At 36.8% G+C, this 25,491-nt stretch carries 23 protein-coding genes; 2 read left to right on the forward strand and 21 right to left on the reverse strand.

All coding sequences use genetic code 11. The annotated features are described in order from the left end of the window. The first annotated feature begins 142 nt into the window (after window positions 1-142). Both Q7O55_RS04720 and Q7O55_RS04725 read left to right on the forward strand, forming a co-directional pair. Window positions 143-1,096: a nitronate monooxygenase gene (locus Q7O55_RS04720; RefSeq protein ID WP_303928822.1), complete on the forward strand. Its 954-nt coding sequence runs from the start codon at window positions 143-145 to the stop codon at window positions 1,094-1,096. A 21-nt stretch (window positions 1,097-1,117) separates the two neighbouring features. Continuing rightward, window positions 1,118-1,666 (forward strand): gamma carbonic anhydrase family protein, encoded by a 549-nt coding sequence (locus Q7O55_RS04725; protein ID WP_278457408.1) that lies wholly within the window; start codon window positions 1,118-1,120, stop codon window positions 1,664-1,666. A 92-nt stretch (window positions 1,667-1,758) separates the two neighbouring features. Here the strand turns inward: Q7O55_RS04725 and Q7O55_RS04730 are convergent, their stop codons facing one another. From Q7O55_RS04730 to Q7O55_RS04830, 21 genes are all read right to left on the reverse strand, one after another. Next, complete coding sequence (locus tag Q7O55_RS04730; protein WP_303928824.1) at window positions 1,759-2,997, reverse strand: chloride channel protein; 1,239 nt, start codon at window positions 2,995-2,997, stop codon at window positions 1,759-1,761. 2 nt (window positions 2,998-2,999) lie between these two features. Next, window positions 3,000-3,497 carry an anaerobic ribonucleoside-triphosphate reductase activating protein gene (gene nrdG / locus Q7O55_RS04735; RefSeq protein WP_303928825.1) on the reverse strand — a complete coding sequence of 166 codons (498 nt, stop codon included), beginning with the start codon at window positions 3,495-3,497 and terminating at the stop codon, window positions 3,000-3,002. Between the two features lie 248 nt (window positions 3,498-3,745). Further along, window positions 3,746-5,896, reverse strand: a complete 2,151-nt coding sequence (gene nrdD, locus Q7O55_RS04740; protein ID WP_303928826.1) for an anaerobic ribonucleoside-triphosphate reductase — start codon at window positions 5,894-5,896, stop codon at window positions 3,746-3,748. Between the two features lie 244 nt (window positions 5,897-6,140). Beyond that, complete coding sequence (locus Q7O55_RS04745) at window positions 6,141-6,944, reverse strand: tyrosine-protein phosphatase (RefSeq protein ID WP_303928827.1); 804 nt, start codon at window positions 6,942-6,944, stop codon at window positions 6,141-6,143. A 289-nt stretch (window positions 6,945-7,233) separates the two neighbouring features. Next, window positions 7,234-7,668, reverse strand: coding sequence for a VanZ family protein (locus Q7O55_RS04750; protein ID WP_303928828.1), 435 nt, complete (start codon window positions 7,666-7,668; stop codon window positions 7,234-7,236). A 36-nt stretch (window positions 7,669-7,704) separates the two neighbouring features. Next, window positions 7,705-8,871, reverse strand: a complete 1,167-nt coding sequence (locus Q7O55_RS04755; protein WP_303928829.1) for a nucleotide sugar dehydrogenase — start codon at window positions 8,869-8,871, stop codon at window positions 7,705-7,707. Next, complete coding sequence (locus Q7O55_RS04760) at window positions 8,872-9,969, reverse strand: NAD-dependent epimerase/dehydratase family protein (RefSeq protein ID WP_303928831.1); 1,098 nt, start codon at window positions 9,967-9,969, stop codon at window positions 8,872-8,874. 26 nt (window positions 9,970-9,995) lie between these two features. Further along, window positions 9,996-11,447, reverse strand: a complete 1,452-nt coding sequence (locus Q7O55_RS04765; protein ID WP_303928833.1) for a lipopolysaccharide biosynthesis protein — start codon at window positions 11,445-11,447, stop codon at window positions 9,996-9,998. Beyond that, entirely contained in the window at window positions 11,447-12,586 is a 1,140-nt protein-coding gene (locus tag Q7O55_RS04770; RefSeq protein WP_303928835.1) for a CapA family protein, read from the reverse strand. The genes Q7O55_RS04765 and Q7O55_RS04770 overlap by 1 nt, the downstream gene beginning before the upstream one ends. After that, complete coding sequence (locus Q7O55_RS04775) at window positions 12,564-13,496, reverse strand: ATP-grasp fold amidoligase family protein (RefSeq protein ID WP_303928837.1); 933 nt, start codon at window positions 13,494-13,496, stop codon at window positions 12,564-12,566. The genes Q7O55_RS04770 and Q7O55_RS04775 overlap by 23 nt, the downstream gene beginning before the upstream one ends. Next, window positions 13,474-14,715: an O-antigen ligase gene (locus tag Q7O55_RS04780; RefSeq protein WP_303928839.1), complete on the reverse strand. Its 1,242-nt coding sequence runs from the start codon at window positions 14,713-14,715 to the stop codon at window positions 13,474-13,476. The genes Q7O55_RS04775 and Q7O55_RS04780 overlap by 23 nt, the downstream gene beginning before the upstream one ends. A gap of 19 nt (window positions 14,716-14,734) precedes the next feature. Continuing rightward, window positions 14,735-15,802: a glycosyltransferase gene (locus Q7O55_RS04785; protein WP_303928841.1), complete on the reverse strand. Its 1,068-nt coding sequence runs from the start codon at window positions 15,800-15,802 to the stop codon at window positions 14,735-14,737. Next, on the reverse strand, window positions 15,799-16,848 hold the full coding sequence (locus tag Q7O55_RS04790) for an NAD(P)-dependent oxidoreductase (RefSeq protein ID WP_303928842.1): 1,050 nt from the start codon (window positions 16,846-16,848) through the stop codon (window positions 15,799-15,801). The genes Q7O55_RS04785 and Q7O55_RS04790 overlap by 4 nt, the downstream gene beginning before the upstream one ends. Then, a complete protein-coding gene (locus Q7O55_RS04795; RefSeq protein ID WP_303928845.1) occupies window positions 16,841-17,563 on the reverse strand; it encodes a 2-C-methyl-D-erythritol 4-phosphate cytidylyltransferase in 723 nt (240 codons plus the stop codon). Before Q7O55_RS04795 ends, Q7O55_RS04790 begins: the two co-directional genes overlap by 8 nt. Before the next feature lie 9 nt (window positions 17,564-17,572). Continuing rightward, on the reverse strand, window positions 17,573-18,439 hold the full coding sequence (locus tag Q7O55_RS04800; RefSeq protein WP_303928847.1) for a phosphorylcholine transferase LicD: 867 nt from the start codon (window positions 18,437-18,439) through the stop codon (window positions 17,573-17,575). Between the two features lie 11 nt (window positions 18,440-18,450). Beyond that, window positions 18,451-19,137 carry a sugar transferase gene (locus tag Q7O55_RS04805; protein ID WP_303928849.1) on the reverse strand — a complete coding sequence of 229 codons (687 nt, stop codon included), beginning with the start codon at window positions 19,135-19,137 and terminating at the stop codon, window positions 18,451-18,453. Next, entirely contained in the window at window positions 19,131-20,330 is a 1,200-nt protein-coding gene (locus Q7O55_RS04810; protein ID WP_303928851.1) for a DegT/DnrJ/EryC1/StrS aminotransferase family protein, read from the reverse strand. Before Q7O55_RS04810 ends, Q7O55_RS04805 begins: the two co-directional genes overlap by 7 nt. 77 nt (window positions 20,331-20,407) lie before the next feature. Continuing rightward, window positions 20,408-21,019: a CpsD/CapB family tyrosine-protein kinase gene (locus tag Q7O55_RS04815; RefSeq protein ID WP_303928853.1), complete on the reverse strand. Its 612-nt coding sequence runs from the start codon at window positions 21,017-21,019 to the stop codon at window positions 20,408-20,410. Between the two features lies 1 nt (window position 21,020). After that, the gene (locus Q7O55_RS04820) at window positions 21,021-22,466 is read right to left on the reverse strand and encodes a GumC family protein (protein WP_303928854.1); all 1,446 of its coding nucleotides are present in this window, start codon (window positions 22,464-22,466) and stop codon (window positions 21,021-21,023) included. 150 nt (window positions 22,467-22,616) lie between these two features. Continuing rightward, the gene (locus tag Q7O55_RS04825) at window positions 22,617-24,443 is read right to left on the reverse strand and encodes a nucleoside-diphosphate sugar epimerase/dehydratase (protein WP_303928856.1); all 1,827 of its coding nucleotides are present in this window, start codon (window positions 24,441-24,443) and stop codon (window positions 22,617-22,619) included. 37 nt (window positions 24,444-24,480) lie between these two features. Then, window positions 24,481-25,224 carry a polysaccharide biosynthesis/export family protein gene (locus tag Q7O55_RS04830; protein WP_012864170.1) on the reverse strand — a complete coding sequence of 248 codons (744 nt, stop codon included), beginning with the start codon at window positions 25,222-25,224 and terminating at the stop codon, window positions 24,481-24,483. Between the last annotated feature and the right edge of the window lie 267 nt (window positions 25,225-25,491).

A 25,491-nucleotide genomic window follows, 5' to 3' on the forward strand; every position in this document is an offset into this window, starting at 1 on the left:
AAGTTAATAGAATTGTAGATTTGGATACTGTTCAATTTCATATTGCAATTTAAGTAAGAAAATAAAATTATTCTTATATAAAATTCTCGTATAAAGGTTTAATAAAGTTTCAGTAAATTTAATTGTTATCATAGGAGGCTTTATGAGAACAGCGTTAACACAACTTTTACAAATCGAATATCCTATTATCCAAGGCGCTATGGCTTGGGTATCTGAACACAAACTAGTTGCTGCCGTAGCTAATGCAGGTGCTACAGGTGTAATTGCTCTTGGTGGTCGTGATGCAGAATGGACGCGCAACGAAATTCGTGCATGTAAAAACTTAACGGATAAGCCTTTCGGAGTCAACCTCATGTTAATGGCTCCCAATAAAGACGAATTAGTGGATATTATCATTGAAGAAAAACCTGCATTTGTAACACTTGGAGCAGGCAATCCTGTACCATATATTAAACCATTGCAAGATGCAGGCATTAAAGTTATCCCTGTTGTTCCATCTCTAAAACTTGCTAAACGTATTGAAGAAGCTGGTGCCGATGCAATTATTATTGAGGGTATGGAAGCTGGTGGACATATTGGTAGCCAAACAACCATGTCCTTGATGGAAAATATTTTACCTGAGATTTCCATTCCTGTTGTTGTAGCAGGCGCTATCGTAGATGGTCGTGGTATTGCAGCAGCATTGTTGATGGGAGCTGAAGGTGTACAAATGGGTTCCCGTTTTTTGTTAGCTGAAGAATGCCAAGCCCACATAAATATGAAAGAAGCAATTATCAAAGCCACAGATACAGACTCTGTTGTAACGGGTCTGCTCTCCGGTCACGGTGGAGTACGTAGCTTAAAAAACGAATTCACTACGCGTTACTTAGCTGCCGAAACAGATGGTGTTACTACGCCTGAAGAACGCACCAAAATGTCCCAAGGCACTAACAAACGTGCTGCTATCGATGGTGATGTTGTAAATGGTGCCGTACAAGTTGGACAGGGTTTGAACCGACTTACTATTATTGAACCTGCTCACACTATAGTGCAAACAGTAATGAACGAAGCTATCATGTCTATTCGTAAAGCACAACGTCTTATTGAAATCGTATAATTAATAAATTAGGAGTTTCTTATGTTACCATTTCACGGAAAATACCCCAAATTAGATCCTAAAAGTTGTGTTATGCCTGGTGCAGAACTTGCAGGTGATGTTGAACTAAAAGAATATGCTTCCATTTGGCAAAACTGTGCACTTCGCGGTGATGTAAATAAAATCGTAGTAGGTCGCTATTCTAATGTACAGGATAACTCTGTATTACACGTTGATGACAACAAGGCTTGCATTCTTGGAGATTATGTAACAATTGGCCATGGTGCGATAGTACACGCTAGTACTATCGAAGATAATGTATTAGTCGGAATGGGTGCTATTGTATTGAGCGGTTGTCATATTGGCTCTGGTTCTATTATTGCTGCTGGTGCAGTCATAAAGGAGAACACTGTAATCCCACCTAATTCTTTAGTTGTTGGAATCCCAGCTCGCATAGCTCGTACAGATGAAACGCAAATTGAACGTATTCACAATCAAGCGCTAAAATATAAACACTTATGGACTGTAGAATACGGCATGCTTCCTGATGCAGGTGGCGAGGAATACGATAAGAACGCAAAAATTGTATAATTACATATACATTAAAAGCGGATAGTTGATTAACTCAACTATCCGCTTCTTTTCTATATATTATATTCACTTTTATTAACTACTATTTAGCGTTACTTAGTGCTATTTAATTTTGATTGAATGATTTGCTCTACCATAAGAGCGGCCCCCATTGTTAAAGCTATAGGAAACAACAGCTCTACAGAGAAACGAGATAATTCAAGCATAAATACACAAGATGTCATAGGCATTTTTTGTGCAAGGCCTAAGAATACTACGGCCCCTACAAAAGCAGACATCCCCAAAGATATTGGTGCTATAGCAATAGCCCATACGGTACCAAATACGATCCCCAAAGTACTACCTAACATCATAGATGGTGTAATACGACCACCATATGCACCAGCGGCCAAGGCAAGTAAAACAGCTACCCATTTGGATCCAAATAAGCCCAATGCATATGTCCATGTGATATCGTTCGTAAAAGTCAACTCATTGCCTGCTTTACCATTTCCAAGAATTTCAGGAAAATACATAGCTAAGGCACCAATTAGTGTAAATGCTACGATAGAAATAGGAATCATTACAGGACTACTACGCTGAATGGCAGGTAGCTTACCTTGTGTAATATTAAATAAAACAACACCAATTGCAATAATAGCGCCTAAAATGATAGAAAACTCTACATAATGACTCCCTAAACTGGGTTGTGCCATTGTATATTGAATCACATCTCCTACGCCAGCTTGTCGTGTCACAAATGTAGCCAAGCCACAACATAATAGGGCTGCACTCATAGCGCGTACATTCCAAGTAAGAAGCAAAGTTTCTAATGTAAAAATTGCCGCAGATAGTGGTGAATTATAAACTGCAGCTAAGCCCGCGCCTGCAGCACATGCAATTAATAATTGACGATCTTCTTGTTTTATATCAAAATATTTAACTAAAAAGGTGGTAATACCAGCGCTAGCCTCACGTGGTGCAACTTCTCGACCTAATGGAGAACCAATACCTACCGTAATTATTTGTAGTGTTGCATGTAAAACAGTAGTAATTGGATTCATATCCATTTTACCAGAAACTGCCGTTTTTATATCTACAACGCCTTTACCATATCGGTGAATTAAAACCCAACCTACGCCACCTATCACGCCACAGACGATTAAAGGTATCAATCGTTCTACCGGTGATACTCGAGCCACAGCTCCACCAAAGCTTAAATGATCAGAAGAAGAATAATTATATACGAAATGTTGGATTCCATGTAATAAATGCGTATAGGAAGCTCCTACTAACCCCGCTATAAAGCCAACTATAATAATGAGACCTATAAATCGTTTATCAAATATCATATTTACTCCATTGCTAATACAATTTCCCCAGTCGCTAATGTCTTCTTAACATCAATGATGCGCTGATTTGAGGAACCTCTGAAGCGCAATGCAGGGTCCTTAAGTTCGTCTACAAAACGACCATCTACGAGAATGTCAATTTCTTGTAATAAGGCACTTCGTAACTCATCTACTAAGATATCATCTATTTCATAGCCTGAATAGGCCCAAATCTTCTTTTCTGGCGCCGCTGCACGAACAGCTCTCACCACCGGTAATAAGCCTTGTACATTTTGAAATGGCTCCCCACCTAATAATGTTAAGCCTGAACATGTAGGATTCTTCACATAGGAAACTACTAAATCTGTTTCAGCTTGCGTCCACACCTTACCGGCATTAAAATCTTGGTATTCTTCGTTAAAACAATTATAACAACAATGTGTACACCCTGTTACAAATATAGATGTACGAATCCCTTCTCCATTGGCAATATCATATTGTCTTATTTGCCCATATCTCATCATAACCTCCATAGTAGTGCCTATCAACTTTGATTAACACTATATAGATATATTTCAATTTCTCATATATACAGTAAAAGCTGTGCCTTAGGCACAGCTTTTAGCATTTACAGAACTATCGTATTTAGAATTAAAATCGTATTTATTAAAATATCCACATCATTAGATATCTATGATAATTATATTAATCTATATAACAGTTTATCTTAATATATAGAATAATTATTAAAACTATACCTCTAATAATCTTAAATGTGCATTACACGATCTTTAATTTCCTTTGTGCGCCCTTCATTCCAGAAGTTTTCGCCAAGGTATCCACAAGTACGACGGATAACAGTTAACTTATCGCGGTTTGTATTGTGACAACGAGGGCACTCCCACTCGTTATGTTCGTTTACCTTGATTTCGCCATCAAAACCACATTCATGACAGTAGTCAGACTTGGTATTAAATTCAGCATAAGAAATATGATCATAAATATATTGAATCATCGTCAAAACAGCTGGAATATTATTAGTCATATTAGGAATTTCCGCATAGGAAATACAGCCACCGGTAGATTTCTTTTGAAACTCAGATTCAAAAGAAAACTTGTCAAATACATTAATCTCTTCTCGTACGCTTACATGATAACTATTAGTATAATAACCTTTATCCGTAATATCCTCAATAATACCAAAGCGAGCGCGATCCAAAGAAGAGAATCGATGGGTTAAACTTTCAGCAGGTGTACCATATAATGCGAACCCCATGTTATGTTTAATTCGCCATTCATCAACAGCTGCATTTAAACGATCCATAATCTTCATCGCAAAAACGCGACCTTTCTCGCCCGTATTCGATTCACCGGTAATTAAGCGAGTTGCTTCATAAATACCAATATATCCCAAGGAAATAGTCGCATAGCCGCCAGTCAAGAATTTAGCAATTTTCTCGCCTTTTTTAAGTCTTGCAATGGCACCGTGTTGCCAATGGATTGGCGACACATCGCTCACTACGTCCTTAAGTAATTCATAACGAAGCATTAGAGCTTTTTCTGCTAACTCAAGTCGTTTATCTAAAATTTCAAAATATCGTTCTTCACTACCTCGGGCTAGAATGCCGATTTGAGGTAAGTTCAAGCTTACTACACCAATGTTAAAACGTCCATCAAACTTGTATTCACCATTTTCATCCTTCCAAGGAGATAAAAAGGATCGACACCCCATAGGACTAAAGACATTACCTGAGTAGTTTTCCTTCATTTTTTTCGCAGAAATATAATCAGGGTACATACGCTTAGCTGTACATTGTGCTGCCAATTCAGTTAAGTAATAGTATGGACTATCTGGTGTTACATTATGCTCATCAAGAACATAAATCAGCTTAGGAAAGGCTGGTGTAATATATACATCAGCTTCGTTTTTTACACCTTTAATACGTTGGCGCAAAATTTCTTCTGTAATAAGAGCCGCTTCCTTCGCGTATTCATAGTCTGGTTGGAAATACATAAATAATGTAACAAATGGAGATTGACCATTTGTAGTCATCAATGTATTAATTTGGTATTGAATAGTTTGAATACCATCTTTAACCTCTTTACGCGTACGTTTCCACGCAATTTCACGAGCCTTTTCCATATTAGGCTCCATGCCGTAAATCTCAACTTGCTCTTCAATAACATTATTGAGGATTTTTTCATAAGATTTACGTACGAATGGTGCCAAAATACGATCAATACCATTAATACTTTGACCACCATATTGACCAGATGCTACTTGTGCAATAATTTGTGTTGTTACAGTACAAGCAACTTGGAAGGACTTAGGAGTATCGATTTTCTTACCATTGATTACTGTACCATTTGTAAGCATGTCTTCCAAATTAATTAAGCAACAGTTAAACATAGGTTGAATAATATAATCCATATCATGGAAGTGAATAGCTCCACTATCATGAGCTTCTAAAATATCGGTAGGAATCAATTTACGACGAGCAATATCTTTAGATACTTCACCAGCAATTAAATCCCGTTGGGTAGATACTATAGCAGCATCCTTATTAGAGTTTTCATCAAGAACACTTATATTACTACGATCTAATAAACCAATTACATCATCATCAGTTGTATTTTGACGACGTTTAAAAGCTTGAACAGCTTTGTAACCTTCATAGGCACGTGCCGTTGCAGGATTATGATACTCAATCAACTTATAATACACTTGATCTTCAATAGCATAAATTGTCATATCTTTTTGAAGCTTAGTAGCATATTCCTCAATTTCATTTGCAATACGCTGTGCCAAGCCCTCTTCGTACAACCCTGTACTACTATGTTCAGCTTTTTCAATAGCCAAAGCAATCTTGTTTTTGTCGAATGGTACCTTCGTGCCATCACGCTTAATGACCTGCAACATATTGGCAACCTCCCCATCTTGTTACTGCCAAAATATATGTTAAGAAGTATAAAAAGTATGTCTAATCACACTTTTTATAAATTTATATGTAAAAATGTAAAGAATTATTAGAAAAACCCTCTATTTTTACCGCCCTCTCAGTATACTATATATGGTGGTTGTTTTCAACCCCAAATACAATATAAAGTAAAAATAGGTCCCTCTATCTATGCCAATATGACATGGATAAAAGAACCTATATAAATTATAATGCAAAGCCAAATAGACGAGTCAAGAAATTACCCTTTTTCCCCACCCAACTAGATGGGACAGAGGGATAAAATGTACGATTAGCCAAAAGATCACGTTCGTTAAGATGAATATTTGGCAATAAATCTTTTTTATACGTACTATCTAATTTAGAAATAGCTTCCACATAACCTTGGTACGCCTCGACATCACAGCCATTGCTATAACCAGTGCCAAAGAAATGAATTAAACCATTGCGATATAATTCAATAGCCCTATCATAGTTAGCGTTACCATGATCAAAAGATGCCATATTACATTGAATCAAAATACCTTTATCAACCCATTCTAATAGTTGTTCAGGTTTAGTAAATAATTGTCCATAAGTTTCTACTTCACTAACAATAGGTACAATACCCATATCTAGTAGACTTAACAACCATGCATTAATATGATGCACTTTGCTATTTTGTGGAAGAGCAACTAATATAAAAGGGCTATCTCCCAATGTATATTGATTGCGATGAAAAGCTATATATTCAATCATTTCATCACAAAGCATTACGCGAGCTCCACTGTGAATAGTTACATCTACTAGCTGTTCCTTAAGCGCAACTTTTACTTCATTAACTAAAGATTTCATAGCATTCCATGTGTTCAGATCCATAGATACTGTTACATCAGGCGTACTAAAAATATCTGTAATACCTTGTTCAGACAAGGACTTAATCATTTTTACTGATTCTGCCATTGTTTGAGGCCCTTGTGGACCTAACACAGCTGGCAAAATGCAACCATGTAAATCAACCACGCGACTCATAATCTTTCCCTTCTACTTTCGATTCTCTGTTCAAAGATCGACCTCTTATATAAAGTTCATGTTCTTCTCATTTAAGTTTATAATTCATTTTACATTCACGATTATAACAAGAGACCAGTCGCTTGTACAGTGGTTTTTCTATAAAAATAAATAAATTATTATATGTTCATTTAATACAATTTTTATATATTCATTTTTCCTTCATAAAATATGACTCATAATCTCTATAATTATGAGTCATATTTTACACATTATTATATTAATATTTTTTTAATTTTTAAATGTACCTTTATCTTTTATCATGACTAATATAATAAGCTAATTTTACTACCGATATACCAATGATTATACCAATTGTATCAATCAATACATCAGAAAGTTGAGAGCTGCGACCTAGAGAAAATAATTGTATAAATTCGTCTAGACTAGCTATTACTATACCCACTCCTATAGTTTTTACTACTGTGCCATATTCAATATAGTGGCGTAGAACTACATATAAAACACCACCAAGGATTGTGAACTCTGTAAGGTGGGCTAATTTTCGAACAATCCTATTTAAGGCCCATATATTTCCGTAAAAGCCTAATTTATCAGCTATAGGGGCAAGCCACTCTGCAAAAATAAGACTAAACCCATCAGAGTTCCCTCCATTTTGCAAGGAATTATCCCATATAAAAAACACAATCAGACCTAACACAATATATAGTATCCAACGTTTCATACTACTCTCCTAAACGCCACAATACATATAGCTGTATTAATCTCTATCAAAAATATCTCTTGTATAAACTTTATCTTTTACACCTTCTAAGCTACTATCCCAGCGATTAGCTACAATTACATCACTAACACGCTTAAAGTCTTCAAAATTACGAATAACTGGCGAATTAAAGAAGTCTTCTGCATCTAGTGTAGGTTCATATACTACCACAGCAATCCCCTTCGCCTTAATACGTTTCATAACACCTTGAATGGCTGATGCTCTAAAATTATCAGAGTTCATCTTCATGGTCAAGCGATAGATACCAACAATTTTCGGATTTTTAGCAATAATAGTATCTGCCACATGATCTTTACGTGTTCTATTTGCATCGACAATGGCAGAAATTAAGTTTTGTGGTACATCATTATAGTTAGCTAATAATTGCTTTGTATCTTTTGGCAAGCAATAACCACCATAACCAAAGGAAGGATTATTATAAAAATCTCCAATACGAGGATCTAAACAAACCCCCTTGATGATTTGACTTGTGCTAAGGCCACGTACTTCAGCATAGGAGTCTAACTCATTAAAATACGCTACACGTAATGCTAAATACGTATTAGCAAACAATTTAATCGCTTCCGCTTCCGTAGAATCAGTATATAATTGTGGAATATTTTCTTTAATAGCACCTTCTGCTAATAATTGGCCAAAACGACGTGCTCGGTCAGAATCCTCGCCCACAACAATACGAGATGGATGTAAATTATCATATAAAGCTTTACCTTCACGTAAAAATTCTGGCGAAAAAATTAGGTTTTCTGTGTTAAATTCTTCACGCATTTGTACAGTATAACCTACTGGTACTGTTGATTTTATAATCATTACCGCATCAGGATTAATATCTAACACTGTTTTAATAACCTGTTCAACAGAAGATGTGTCAAAGAAGTTTTTTTGTGGGTCATAATTTGTAGGCGTAGAAATGATAACATAATCTGCACCTTTAAAAGATTCTACTGGATCTAGCGTAGCTTTAAAGTTTAAATCCTTAGTTGCTAAATATTCTTGCAATTCAGCATCTACAATAGGCACCTCTTTGCGATTTAACATATCCACTTTTTCTGGGATGATATCGAGGGCCACCACTTCATTGTGTTGAGCTAACAACACGCCATTAGAAAGGCCTACGTAGCCTGTACCAGCAATTGCAATCTTCATTTATTTGCCCTCCGTCATATAGAAATCTTTATACCATATGGCAAAACGTCTTAAACCTTCACGTAAAGTTGTATTAGGTTTAAAACCAAAGTCAGCTTCTAATGCACTCGTATCAGCATATGTAACAGGTACATCACCTGGTTGCATAGCCACTAACTCTTTATGTTCTTCAAAATTATAATCCTCTGGTAATACCCCGGCAGATACTAATTCCTCTGAAAGAATGCGCACAAAATCAAGCAGATTTTCTGGATTGCTATTGCCGATGTTATAAATAGCGTACGGCGGCACTGGTAAGCCATCCGCTCCATTGCGACGCTCTGGTGCAGTAGACATGACCTTAGCTACACCTTCTACGATATCATCAATATAAGTGAAGTCACGCTTACAATTACCGTAGTTGAAAATCTTAATAGTTCCACCACTACGTAATGTATTTGTAAATCCAAAGTACGCCATATCTGGGCGACCTGCCGGACCATAAACAGTAAAGAATCGAAGCCCTGTACTTGGAATATTATAAAGTTTTGCATAGGAGTATGCTAATAACTCATTTGATTTTTTTGTAGCTGCATAAAGAGATACAGGATTATCTACCTTATCATCTGTAGAGTATGGGATTTGTTTATTCGCACCATATACAGAGGAAGATGAAGCATATACTAAATGCTCCACACCACTTTCACCATCGTCATAAGAGTGACGACAAGCCTCTAAAATATTATAGAACCCAATAATATTAGTCTCTATATAAGCATCAGGATTAGTAATGGAATAACGAACCCCTGCTTGAGCTGCTAGATTGACTACAACTCGTGGTTTATATACATCAAAAATTTCATCAATAAAAGCCTTATCTGCAATATTTCCTTTTTTAAAAATCCATGTATTTTTATTGTCTTTGCTAATCTCGTCAATTTGTTGCAAACGATACTCTTTCAATACTACATCGTAGTAATCATTAACAGAATCTATGCCGATTATTTGAGTTCTTTCTGCTTCAGATAAGAGAGACATAACTAAGTTAGCCCCTACAAATCCAGCGGCTCCCGTTACGAGGATTACCGTGTTGTTTAAATCTACATTTTTCGAAAGCATATGTACTCCTTTCATAGTTCTGCTAATCAAGCACGTCTTACTTTACTTAGTACTTTCTTGTAACCAGAAACAATAATTGTGCGCTCAGATGGAATGACACATAAGATAGCCACATATAGTACAACACATAAAAGCATACAAACAATGGTCCACCACACCGCATCATATAGATGTAAAACACTATAAGCAATTAAACCAACTATAGATGCTGTAATAAGATAAACACTTATATTAGATATAATGCGGAATGCACTTATATTGACGAACAAAGCCAATAAAAGCATAGTTGCCGCTAGCAATTCCATCCGCACTAACGATCGAGCATACACAAATGTACTGAAATCATATTGAACAAAAATATAAATGACTGGTGCTAAAACAATTAAATGCAATATTTGAGCCCAAAATGATAGATTTGGCATTCCTTTTGCACGGAATATTTCGGAAATCAAGTTAGCTGTTACAGTCATAATAGCCGAACTCAATGCCCAAGAACCTAATACAATACCCGCTAATTTCCATTGAGGACCTAGTAATATATGAACTACAAAGTCTTGGAATACAAATAATCCTACCCCTATAGGCACTAGAAATAAAGCCATATAGCGTTGGAATGTAAAGAATGTATTCGAAAAGGCCTGTTGATCATGCTGTACTCGGCTTAAGGCCGCGAATAATACTGGTGCCAATGATGCTGTTGCCATAGCCATGACGGTAGTAACAATAGCCATTGGCATCTTATATATACCCAAATAGTAAGCATCAAGGCATCGACTAATGATAAATGTATCTACCCAGGCTGTAAGCCATATAGAAAATGCTTCTGCTAAAGACCATGCACTATAACTAAACATTTTCATAAAGACGCGACCGCTAAAGAATAAATTAATTTGATTTTTTCGACTCTTTAATAAGGCCAACGCCGTAAATAACTGGGCTCCTAATATACCAGCAATTAAAGACCAGTAATCGTAGCCCATAAGCGCCATTGGTATAGATATCAATATAGGTGTAAGAATTGTTATGAGCCTAATATTTAGAAGAAACTTAAAATTAAAGTCTCTTCGATACAATGCCATTTGAATACTACTAAAGGCAGATAAAGGAATCATAGCCCCCATCACAGCTAAAGGTATACCTAAGCCATCATTACCTACTAAGACTGCCAATTCATCACGACCTATTATAATAGCGCCCCATAAAAGTAAAGAAAATACTAGGTTGGCAATAAAGGCCACATCTGTGGCCTCTTGCTTCTCTTGGGCACTTTCAAACTCATGCTGAACGAGAAATTTTTGAAAACCCGCATCAGCAAGCATTTCCGCAAAAGATATAACCATCATAATCGTCGCCAATATGCCGAATGCGGACGGTGCTAACATATGGGCCAATATTATATTTGTCAGTGGTGTAATAAGCTTTGCCAAAACCTCTGTAATAACAGACCATTTAGCAGCCGCTACGATTTTAGTATCCATTATTTTTTATTGATATTCTTAATGCCTCTCAAGAATAGTTCGTGATGAGCTTCACATTCCAAGTAGTTTTGTATTGCTAAATAACTTGTATTGCCCAAAATAAGTTCTACTAGTTTTCGTCCAACTAAAGCATTAATAGCACGTACAATAAATGATCTACCCAAAAATTCACGCAAATAACGTTTTACATGAGTATCAGCAAAATCCTTATAAGCTTGAATCACAAAATGAGAATCTTTAATTTCTTCACTGCATTTTCTATAAACCTTTAATGTTTCTGCAGCTTCAACTTCTGTGGCTAGTCGTGTACCATTATCGGTTTTACGAATAGGCAATTCAGACACCACAAAATCATCCTTAGTAACCTCTACTGTAACTAACATCGCATCTTTTACAAATTCTTGATGGTTTCCAAAGAAATCAGAATTGAAGATAAAGTTGCCTTGACCATAGATAATAGAGCTACCATTATAGTTTTCTCGAGAACCAATACAGTGACTATGTTGGCAAACAACAAGATTTGCACCTTTATCGACAAACCTACGACAATAACGTTGTAACATTGGGGATGGATAGCGATAGAATTCCTTGCCGCCGTGATATAGAACGATGACGTAGTCGCATTGTGCCTTTAAAGCTTCCACTTCGTCAAAGCTTTCTAACACATCAAAAGGATTGGCCCCCATTGTATGACAAGTAGCCATGGTAAACTCATTCTCGGTGCACAAATAGAATCCTATGCGTACACCATCTTTTTCAAAAACAAATGGTTTCTTAGCTTCTTTCAAGTTTGATCCCACACCACCATAAGCAATATCATGTTGTTTCAACAAGTCTACGGTCGTTGTTAATCCTTCCACACCTTGATCTAATGAATGATTATTAGCCAATGTTAAGAATAGTGGTTCTAAAGACTTATAGCCGTTAACCGCTTTTGTAGAGGCGATTAAATTATTGCCAAATTTTACAATTGGTGTTTCTGCATCAGTAAGTGGAACCTCTAAATTGAAAACATTTAGATCGGATTGCTTCAAAATTTCATAAAGCTCTTTTCCTACTAATGCTTCACCATTACCTGTTTCAAATAAATTTATATTGATATCCGTAGGGACAAAATCAGCTCCGATGTACAGTTTCAAGATGTAACCACTCTCCTAACTCATAATCCTTTGATATAGGACGAAATCTTTCAAATCCAGCACCAGGAAACAATGTTAGCTCTCCAATATATAGGCGCCCTTTAATTTCATAAAAATCTACGCGTAAAAATGGACATGCTTTGCTAAGCTCCGCCGCAACCTGTAGCATTTCACCATATGTATCTGGCTTTGGAAACTCTGTTGGTAATGGTGGATAATGTCCAAAATGAATTCCCATAGAATTCCAATCCACATCATAGAAATTCATCCGAGTTCCTGTTTTAGAAAAACGATTAGAACAAACTACTGTTAACTTTGGTTCGCCATGAAAGCAATACATCTTATAATCTAATATGTTATTGCTACCTAACTCCGACAAATATTCTTCTCCGATAATACGTCGAGGAACATCCTTATAAGGCCATTCTCTAGCAATACGTGAATAATCTCGTTTTAAGAAAGTACTTAATTTAGCTTTCGCTGCTTCCCAATCAAATGTTGATTTATCTTTACAAATAACAATGCCTCCACTATCATGTGTGCATTTCAAAACGAATTGATTAGGTAACTTATCAAGGTCAATGTCATCTACAGAGTCCCATACAAAAATCGTAGGTATTATATATTGATTACCTACACGTCGAGCAATAAAATTTTTAACTTCATGTTTATCAACCATCTCTGTTTGTATAGGGTCTCTAAAATTAATTTTAAGCCATTGTAACTTTTCACTAAAAGTTTTTGGATTCTCCAAATTTAAAGGATATCCCATATATTTAGGGAAAATCTTCTTTAAAAAATCTTCATCAGACAAAGAGTCATAATAACCTAATTTAATTAACACTCTTGTACGATAGTAGGGTTTTGTTAAAAAGGACATGCCAACTTTACATAATTTGCTGATTTTCATTTTTACGTCCTTTCCGAAGCAATTGCACCTCTAAATAAAACAACATCATATAAAAATAAGTACTTTTACTTTCATAAGACACCATCCCCATATCCATTACGATTTGTGAAAGAAATAGAATAAGTACCATTACATATTCATTACTACGGAAATCGCGATAGCGAATCAAGTTATAAGCCACATAAAGATACATTGAATAATACGTTAGTAAACCAATAATCCCCGTACCAGCTAGTAACTCAATATAGTTGTTATGTAAGTAGTAGTTTTCTATCCCATACAAAAAGTAAGTATATACAGATGGATTATTAGCACCCACACCAGTTATGGGAGATTGATAGAATAAATCCCACCCAATATCCACCAAGGCCATACGAATAATAGTAGATGAGTCACCACCAGTGCCTTCGAAGGCTTCCACCATACTAGACATACGATCTAACACTTCAGAGAACATCGGCAATTGCAATACCACAAGGCTTACAATGGTAAGCCCTAGTAAGGAGCCAATAATTTTTATAATAGTATTGACTGCATTGGCACTGCGAAAACTTTTAAAGATAAAAAGTAATACGGTACCAGCCAGAACAAAAACTAAGGCCTTACGGCTACCAGTAGCTGCCAAAATACCTAGTGTTGGTAATGCAATGATATGCCACCAGCGAGGGCGATCGTACAACATATAATATAAAGTCATAACGATAGCGTTGGCCCCTAAAAGACCTACTGTGTTCGCATTCAATGCATCATTGGCAATACGCGCTGAAGATGACAAAACAGTAATGAAATAATCTAAACCATAGAAAAAAACGGTATAAAAACAAACTATATAACCTGTCCACATGCCAAGATTCAATAATGTATCTACCGATTTTTTATCTTGATAACACATATATAAAATGATGAGCATAAAGAATATCTTGACGATATCAAAACTTCGACTCATCGCCACAGCTGTATCTATAGCATTAATCGTACTCAGATAGCAGGCTCCAATAAAAAGCAGCATATAACCATGCAACCAATTAAGCCGCAGTTTAATAACACCTTGTTCTCTTATGAGATAAAAAAGAATGAGCCCAAATAAGCATACAAATAATACATACGCACCATAGTTCGCATCACCAAGGGCAAAGGAAATGGTCAACGACAACACTAAAAAGATTAGAGTTATGAACCATATCATACGGTCAGCAAGAGCTGTAATATTTAACTTCAATGGTTCCCCTCCTTACAACTCATAAAACTTCTAACCAACGTTTAGCGATTTTCCATAGTGGAAATTCATCGCGTACTTTGACGGCTTCCCGTGAAAGCTTATCTGCTAGTGCAGGATCTTTTAATATACTGCGCATAGCTTCATACATAGCCTGCGTATCACCTACAGGCACAAGGATACCATTCTCTCCACTTTTAATTACCATGCGAGCACCGCCTACAGGACAGTCTGTAACTACTGCCGGCAGACCCATGCCCAATGCTTCCAGCATAGAATTTGAAATGCCTTCAAAATCAGAAGATGATACAAACATGGAACAAGAAGCTACCTTTTCTAAAATATTGCTAGCAAAGCCAGGCAATAAAACGCGATCTTCTAAATTAAGAGACTTAATTTGAGCTCGCAGTTCATCCTCTAATACACCTTGACCATAAATAACGAGTTTATATTCTGGAAACTCATCTGCCAACATACTAAAGGCATTGATCATCATAGGCAAATTCTTTTGTGGATGCAAACGACAAGCTGTAACGATTGTCTTTTCTCGTTCCCCTTCTATGGGTGGCGGCAATTTACCATTAATAGGATTTGGTATGATAACACCACGATTTTGCACAGATTTTGGAAAATAAGAACGAGCATCTTCCGTCTGAAATACTAGTGCATCTGCAAATCTAAAGGCAAAATTGCGCAATGCTTGTTGATGCCAACCAATGGGAACTTTGCGTGGATTATTTCGCTCAGAAAACACAATGCGATTTTTTATAAACCAAGAGCTAATCGCTAATATAAAACTAGATGCAGACAAGAAAGATAAGCATGTCGCATTTGGTCTAGTCTTTAAGATTTTGATTAGTTCTTTTATTTCTTGCATAAAGCGAATGACTTTATTAGAGCTTGTAGTATGAATTTTAACTTGTTCAATACTTTCCTCTAACGCATATTCATTACCATATCGATTAGGGCTTGTTTGGATAACCGTAATATGATGACCATCATGTACCCACTGACGGGCCAACTCTGTTAATATTCGTTCAGCCCCATCATTACCAAGGGAGATGGTGACAATTATTATTTCCTTTTTCATAAGCCTTCCTCTTGGATATATTCAGCTAGTCTTTTATAAGCTTGTGCCATTGATACCTTAGGTTGCCAACCTAGGGATTTTAACTTCTTAGAACTTAAGAACATATGCACTGTCGGCGCATAGCCAAGCCCTTGCACATCGTTTGGAATATCAAAGATGACTTCACTTTTATCATTGCTAACATGAGTTGCGACTAAATGAGCAATGCTTGCAATAGAACGCGTCTCCTCATCATGACAAATATTATATGCTTCACCAGGTATCCCTGCTTTTAAAAGAGTTAAAAGCCCAGTTAAGGCATCAGTAATATAGCAATAATTCGACATAGAATCGCCCTTTGTATGAAGTACAATGGCTTCTTTTTTAATAGCACTCTTAGTGAACTGCATAAAAACGCGATTATCAGCTACTGGAACACCTGGCCCAAATGTTTGAGCTAGTCTAGCTATTACAACAGGAACGCCATACTCCACAGCATAGGACTTGCAATAACATTCACAAAGCCTCTTGCTTTCGGAGTAGGAGCTACGAACATTTAGGTGATCCAAATAGCCTATTCTTTCCTCTGTCATAACTTGGCCAGATTCATAAGGTACCCCATATTGCTCCATACTGGATAAGTAAACTAGTTTCTTTACCTTTTGACGGCGACCTAACTCAAGCATGGCCTCCGTACCATAAATAGAGGCACGGATAGTTTCAACAGGATGTTCTACAAAAAACTTAGACTGTGTTGGTGCGGCTCCATGCAAAATATAATCACATGGCACATCAATAGATTCTAATGAGCCATCTACTAGGGTTAACGACTTATTGTCTAAATACTCACCAAGAATATTTTTTGCCTTTTCATGGCTTCGCACATGACCAATCACTTTTAAATCCAGGTCATGAGTCTCATTGGCAAGTATAAGTAATTTTATAAACATAGATCCAATAAGCCCCGTTGCACCAGTTATAAGAATGCGTTGATGACGGAGGAAATGAAAGTAATTTTTTTCCTGTACTAAAGCCGTTAACTCGCGTTGAATAACGGAATTACTCATCTTTTAATCCTTCTAGCTCACGATTTTTAATAATCCCTGTGAACATATAATAATCAGATGGAGTTGTAATCTTTATATTTTCAGTTTCCCCTAACACAGGGTATAAAGTATAACCATAGTGCATCATCATCGATGCGGAATCAATAAAGTCATGAATGCCCTCATCTTTTGCACGATTATGAACTGATATAATATCATCCAATCTAAAACTCTGCGGAGCTTTAGCCATAAGACATTCATTACGATTTAAAATGCGGTTAATAGAACCATTTTGGGTAACCATAACCGTTTCGATAGCTGGAGTAACAGTAATGGCAGAACCCTTTGACTCAACAGATTCTATGTTTCTCTCTATGGTAGAGTTATCTACAAGTGGACGAACCCCATCATGAATCAATACAGTCACCGCGTCATCAGGGAATAAACGCTTAGCCTCTACTAGCCCATTATATTGGGATTCCAAAGCACTTTCACCACCAGGCACAATGGATAATACCTTTTGTAACCCCGCCTTTTCTATGAGTTGTTTAGTATGATCAATCCATTCTGCTTTACAGGCAAGAACAATCCCATCAATAGTCTTCGTTTGTTCAAATACATCTAAGGTTTGAATCAAAATCGGTTTACCGTTCCATTCTAAAAATTGTTTTGGCGTCTTACTGTTTTTCATACGAGCACCTACGCCACCCGCAAAGATTACTGCTATTCGTTTCATAGGCCCTCCTTATGGTTGAGCTTCTTTTTTGGCATAATGTATGCCTTTATACTCCTTGTAAGGTGTATGTAAATCAGCAAATACTGCATCATGTTTTGCTACACGTTGCTCTACAGGTGGTAATTGCATATAGTCGCCCCAAATGAGGCGCAAATATCTCTCATACCCTTTCATAACAGGTATTTGATGACCTTCAAAGTCTTTATATACAACAGAAGCAAAGTCCTCTCTAGGATGACGTAGCTTCATACCTTTTAAGCTACCGATTAACTCCGTACACTCATCACTCGTATCAAAGTCGTATTGAGTCATTCTCTTTTCTGCAAATCGCCAAATATGATAGCGTATAGACTGACTTGAAAAGATTTTATAAATATAACCCGCTAAAGCGCGATATGTTGGTCCTTTATTATCAGGCAAACGCTGTGCATTAAAGAGTGCAAAAGTCATGGCCCACATCAACTGCAATGCACGACTAATTTTGCCGGGTGCACAGCCATCGATAGGCATAATTTCAAGTGCCAAACCATGACAAACATCTTCATGCATACTATGACGATTGATAAAGGTCGTATGATTATCTCTAATAGATGCTCCTGCATCATGATAGATGTGATTGCGATCGGTACGACAATACGTAAATCGTTCAGTATCAGCATATTTTGGCCATAATTCAGCTAACTTTTCATAGTCTGGACGAGGCATGAAAAGATCTAAATCATCATCCCAAGGGATAAAGCCGTTATGACGTATAGCCCCAATGAGACCACCGCCGCAAAGATAAAAGCGCAAATTATGTGTATCACAGAACTCTTTAAAGTACAGTAACATATTCAGCTCTTTTTCTTGTATTTCCTTTGTCATAGATGTACTCATAGGGACCTCTTTCAACGTAATACAGCTAATACTGTATCAATCATCGTTTTTATATCTTGTAAAAAAGAAAACTCCTTAATACTCCTTAAATTCCAAGCCATCTTGCCCGGTAAAACCTCATTAACATAGACTTCATCAACATTCTGAGCATTTTGTAAAAGTTGATCTTCATCCTTATAAGTAATACTGGCAACACTGGTAACACCAGCAGGTAATAATAAGGTAGCTTTCATTTCATCTGTATAAGCGGCCACATAACGTGGAACCTCAGGCCTTGTACCGACAAAGCTCATATCTCCTAAAAGGATATTAATAAGCTGAGGCAATTCATCGAGACGACAACTGCGAAGCATATTTCCGACCTTAGTAACACGCATATCATTTTGCGATGTCACTTGTGCCCCTAAAGATTCCGCATTCTTTACCATAGTACGAAACTTATAGATGCCAAAGGTACGACCGTACTGTGTCACTCGAGTTTGACGAAAAAAAACCTCTCCCTCACTATCTCGTTTAATCATGATGGCTAGTACCAAGAATATAGGGCTTAATGTAATAAGCATTCCCGCTGCCATGACGCGGTCAAAAATGCTTTTACAAAGAAGGCTTGTACGTCTTTGATTTAATATTTCAAAATAGGGACGAACCGCTTCACACTGTAGCTCTTGTGGTAGATCATGAAAGTTTTTTACTAACATTCGGTAATAATCCTTTTAAACTGTTCAATGATATATTGCACCTCATCGTCTGTAAGGAGCGTATGAAGTGGCAATGTAATTTCATTCTTAAACTGGTCATAAGCATTTGGATAGTCATCGATTGTAAAGCCTAAGTTTTTATAAGCAGTATGCATTGGGATTGGCTTATAATGGACATTCGTCGCAATGCCAGCCTCAGCCATAGCTTCAATAACCTTATTGCGGTATTGCGCATCACGGCCATCTAAACGGACTAAATACAAGTGACCACTACTCTCATGCTCATCTGTATAATGGTTCAACAATGTAACAGGTAAATCCTTAAATGCTGTATCATAAGCTTCGATAATTTCTTTACGACGTGCCAAAAGTTTTGGGTATCTTTCAAATTGAGCTAGCCCAATAGCCGCCATGATATCTGTCATATTACATTTATAATAGATACCTTTAATATCATATTCCCAAGCACCTGCTTTTGTTTTTGCAAGAGCATCCTTATCTTGACCATGCAAAGATAGCAATTGGAATTGCTTGTAAATAGTTTCATCATCAATACCATCTATATGGCGCCATGTAGCACAACCACCTTCAGCAGTAGTAAAATTTTTTACTGCATGAAAGGAAAAGCTGCTAAAATCGGCTATATTACCTGTTGGTACCCCTTTATAAGAAGCACCAAATGAATGCGCACAGTCCGCTACGATAGGAATATGACCTAATGCTGATTGAATATCATTAAATGGTGTAAAAAGAGATTTCTTTTCCTCTACAATGGATCGCAAGCGGTCATAGTCACAAGGCACACCCGCAATATCTACAGGGATGATAGCCTTTGTTTTTGGTGTGATAGCGCGAGCGACTGCATCGTAATCCATTTCATAGGAGTCTTTTTGTGTATCAACAAGCACTAATGTAGCGTCCACATGAACTACAGGACTCGCACTAGCTGTATATGAGTAAGCACTAGTTATGACTTCGTCTCCAGGTCCAATTCCCAATACGCGAAGGGACATTTCAAGCGCTGCAGTAGCAGAGTTTAAACAAACGGATTTAGGTGTACCTAACTGGTGAGCTATCTTTTTTTCTAATTCTTTAGTACGAGGACCTGTCGTAATCCACCCACTTTTTAAGGCTTCAACGACTTCATTGATTTCTAACTCTGTAATATCTGGAGGAGAAAAATTAATTCTCATATACATCACCTCAATACTTTCTGTACCATATTGATACACTTGATTTATCACATAGAATGTTGATTAAAACAGTTATATTACGCGTCAATCATGATAGATCCTAAAAGAGGAATGCCCACTTGTGAAAGGCGTTTCTTAGCTTCAATCAAATCTTTTGGACTAGCTACTTCATTTTTAACAACTAGTATTACACCATCTGATTTTTCAGCCAATACAACGGCATCTGTAACAGACAATACTGATGGTGTATCGATGATAACCACATCATATTCATCACGTACATACTCAAGAATCGTAGGTAATTTGCTGGAGTCTACAATATCAGATGGATATTCAACAACTTCACCAGCCGTAAGCACATCCAAATGAGGCACTACATTACGATGAATCGTCAAATCTTCATCCATCATTACCGCATTTGTAAGACCTTTATTTTGTACATTAAAGGCTATATGTTGTGCTGGATTGCGTAGATTGCCATCTACTAGAAGAACTTTATTATTATTTTTAGATAAAGCTAATGCTGTATTAACTGCCACTTCAGAAGTTCCTTCACCACTAGTAGCTGCAGTAATGCAAATAAGTTTACATTTATGTTGGTTACATACATATTGAAGATTGCTACGCAATGTACGATATGCTTCCACAAGTGGTGTATCACCACGTTCATTAGAAATTAGTCTAATCATATTAACCTCTCATTTTGCGCAACAATGCTACGATACGATTACTAGGCTCCTCGTATTCTTTTTCTTTATGATTTGGAATTACGCCCAAGTTTTGAATGCCAAGAATATCATTAATTTCTTGTACAGATTGAACTTTGCGATTACCGAAGAATTGGCCCAATGTATAGAGGCAACCAAAGATGAGGCCTAAAATGGCAGAGCCTAATAGAATAAGAACCTTACGTGGAGCAATCGCCTTTTCTGGTAATGTAGGAGGATCAACGATTTGAACTTCATTTGGTACCATAACCTCTGCTACCTTCGCTTCTTCTAAGCGAGTAGATAACATTTGATAGATATCTTGTGCCACATCTACATCACGTTTTGCTTGGATATAACCGCGTTCTTTTTCAGGTAAGCCCTTCATAGCGTCTTCGTTTACTTTATCTAACTCAGCTAATGTAGATTGTTTACCTTGGGCTACTGCTAAAGCAGCTTCATTTTTAAATTTATCCGCTAACAAGCCTTGTTGTGCAGAATTGCTGGATGGTGCTTGTTGAGATGCAATGGCATTAATTTCAGCATTTAAACCGCTCTTAGCCTCTTCAATTTGTTGATTAATCTCTTTCATTGCTGGATGTTCATCAGTATATTTACCAACGTAAGAAGCTTTACGAGATTCTAGATCTGCTAACTGCCCTTTATAGGCTTGAACCGTAGCACTATCGGCAATACTTTTACCAGCAGAACCTAATTGCTCATTGATACTACCAAGTGCAGCTTGTGCTGTTTCTAAATCAAGTTGATTTTGAGCTTTCTCACGATCGATAAGAGTAATCTGATCGGTTAAGCCTTTCATTTGATCTGCTGTAGAGTACACCTTATTATCTATTTGAAATTGTTGTAATTTCTTTTCTGCCTGCTCTAATTCAGTTTTTGCAGTAACAACGCGTTTCTGTAAGAATTCACGAGTAGTTCGTTGTTCAACATGAGAAATTTCAGCAAGGCGTTTCAAGAAAGTATCAATAAGTAATTTATTAGCTTCTTGTGCTTGCTCAGGAGTCTTACCTGTTACACTTACTTGCAATAACTCGGTTTCTTTATACGGTTTAGTTTCAATGCGAGTTTTAACAAAATCTTCGTACGTCGGTGCATTACCAGTACCTTCAGGATCTTCTATTGCAGCAATCACTGGCTCTACTACATTACGGCTTTTTAAAATTTCTGCATCTGTGTTCATCAATTGACGAGACATAGAATCAGAATAGACATTAGCACTAGATAATACAGAATTGCTCAAACCTTGTGCCTGTTTAATGCGCAATATAGATGTAGATTGATATGTAGATGGTGCTAGAAAGGCATACGCACCACCTAAAACCATACATGCTACCGTAATATTAATAATTTTACGGCGCTTTTTAATGAGGACTCTGCCCACCTCTTTTAAATCAATAATTTGTTCCACCCATATACCCCTTTCTGTAAAAGTATACAAACAACAGGGTCTCTCCCACTTAGAATATTAACTGTACCTAACCCTCTCGATAAAGGCACAATATATCAAAATTAAAATGGTCTTATACATATATCGGGTAATAAATGTATCGTCCACGACCTATACATTATGATTTGGGTCGTATGTAGGAATGATATCCTGCAACACATTAATTACATCTATATCAGTTTTACATGTATCAAAACGCTCTATTTCACGACTTAGCCATTCTTGATTAACATCTTCTAGAGCTGCTTCAAAAATTTTCTTATGTGTTGTAGTATTCGTACCTTCTTCGGCAGTCAATAATTCTTCGTATAACTTTTCACCTGGACGTAATCCAGTAAATTCAATACGAATATCCTTATTAGGCTCAAAGCCAGAAAGGCGAATCATATTCTTAGCCAAATCGACAATTTTAACCGGTTCACCCATGTCTAAAAGAAACACTTCGCCTCCATTCCCCATGGCACCAGCTTGAAGTACTAATTGACTGGCTTCAGGAATAGTCATGAAATAACGTGTCATTTCTGGATCTGTAACGGTTACAGGGCCACCTGCTTCAATTTGTTTACGAAATAAAGGAATTACCGAACCACGGCTACCAAGTACATTACCAAAACGAACTGTTATAAACTTAGTATCATATGTGTGATTCATACCAAGTACAACTTTTTCAGCAACTCGTTTTGTAGCGCCCATAACGCTGGTTGGATTCACCGCTTTATCCGTGGAAATCATAACAAATCGATCTACCCCATGAGCTCCGGCTACATCCGCAACATTACGAGTACCATAAATATTATTTAATACCGCAGCAATTGGCTGTATTTCCATAAGCGGTACATGTTTGTGCGCTGCCGCATGAAATACTACATCAGGATTATAGTTTTTGAAAATTTGTTCTAATTGATTCTTATCACGAATATCTGCAATAATTGGAACCAATGTAGCTTGGGGCACAATATTGCGCAATTCTTGATGAATAAGATAAATACTATTTTCACCATGGCCTAGGAGCAATAGCTTTTTAGGCTTTACACGTAAAACTTGACGACAAATTTCAGAACCAATAGAGCCCCCTGCACCAGTAACTAAAACAACTTTATCCTTAAGATATGTTTCAACCTTAGACGTATCGAGCTGAATCTCATCACGCTCCAACAAGTCCTCGATTGAAACAGGATGTAAATGAGATACAAGAACTTCATCATCAAGTAATTGATACATCCCCGGTAAAATATTGATTTTACATTTTAAAGGAGAACAGATTTCCATGATTTCCTGAATAATATCTCTCTTCACGGAAGGCATGGCAATAATAATTTCTTCTACCTTATACTTAGCAACTAATGCTGGAATATCTTCACGATTACCAAGAATTCTAAAACCATTCATAAGACGATTATGTTTAAACATGTCATCATCAACATAACCAATCACTCGACGAGAACGCTTATGATATCGTTCAATTTCACGAGCTATAGTTGCACCTGCATCACCGGCTCCTATGATTAATGTATTCACTTGGCCACTTTCACCATCGGCCCCACTGCTATAGTGAAGTGCCACATAATGAAGCAACATACGCCCCATACCAACAGCACCTGTAGTGAGGAACCATGTAATAAAATAGACAGAACGTGGTAATGACTTACCAAATACAAACATAGAGGAATAGAATAAAGCCGTACCAATTGTAGTCGCTACAAATACTGCTAATACCTCTCGCATCCCTGCATAGCGCCAAATACGTGTATATAAATGCATTATCAAGAACATCAACATATACGAAATAAGTAATAACGGAAGTGCATCCACCATTTGACTAATATATTGAGGTTCTATATGTCCATCAAATCGAATAAAAAGACTGATAAAAGCAACGATTACAATCGTCACAATATCTGTAATAAACAATATGGATGGTAATAAATATGAACGCAAAAAAACGCCCCCTTATATGATAGATATCGTCTTATCTTTAATCCTTACCTATTCGTGATACCATGTAAGCCCCTGTTAAGATTGGAGCAATATCACGAGCAAAGTTGATACGACTATTCTTAGTTAAGTAAAGAATATCACCTTCACGCATGATGTAGTTTTCAGACATATCTCCAGTTTGTAAAATACGATTCAAATTGATAGGAATCGGTTTCTCTGGATTGTCTTGATGAATCAAATAAATTTTTTTCTTTGCTGTATCCCAGTTAAAACTACCTGCAGCCCCAATAGCATCAATAACTGTACTAGATTTAGTCAACGTATAGGCGCCAGGCTTATTAATTTCACCAAATACATATACGCGAACGCCGCCCAATTTCGATACATTTACTGTGATATCAGGATTAATGATATAACGAGACAAACCTTGCTGTAACTCAGCTGTAAATTCATCTACAGTTAAGCCATCTGCTTTTACGGCACCAACCATAGGGAACGATACATATCCATCTGGTCTGACGGTATACACAATGTCGTTACCATTACGCGTACCAAGCTCTGCCTGCTGAACCACTTGAATATTTAGTTCATCTCCTTGGCGCAGACGATATTCTTTATCAGAGCTAATTACAGATGCGCTAGTTTCCAATGGTGCATGACCGTCCATTTGTACATTCTTAGCATTATAAGGCTGATTAGTATTTATACTAACTGGTGCAGCCATAGCCATTGTTGTAGTACATAAGAATGCAGCCATCATCATATACTGTTTCTTCTTCATACTTACCTCTTTTTTATTCAACTTATTTAATTCATCACTTAATTATTGATGTATCTTATATCTAAAAAATCAGTCATGCTATTTTATCATTTTTTTAAATATACTTCTACAAATCTAGTATGTTCCAAGCGAACTTCATAAAACCTTCAACAATAACCCCTTAAAAATAAAGTATTTTCAATATATGCTCATTAATTATTATTTGCTTTTTTCATTCCTAATTCACTAGTTTTATCATTGAACTTCTTAAAAATAATAAAAAATATA

Source organism: Veillonella parvula (assembly GCF_945949885.1).
GTDB classification, from domain to species: Bacteria; Bacillota; Negativicutes; order Veillonellales; family Veillonellaceae; genus Veillonella; species Veillonella parvula_B.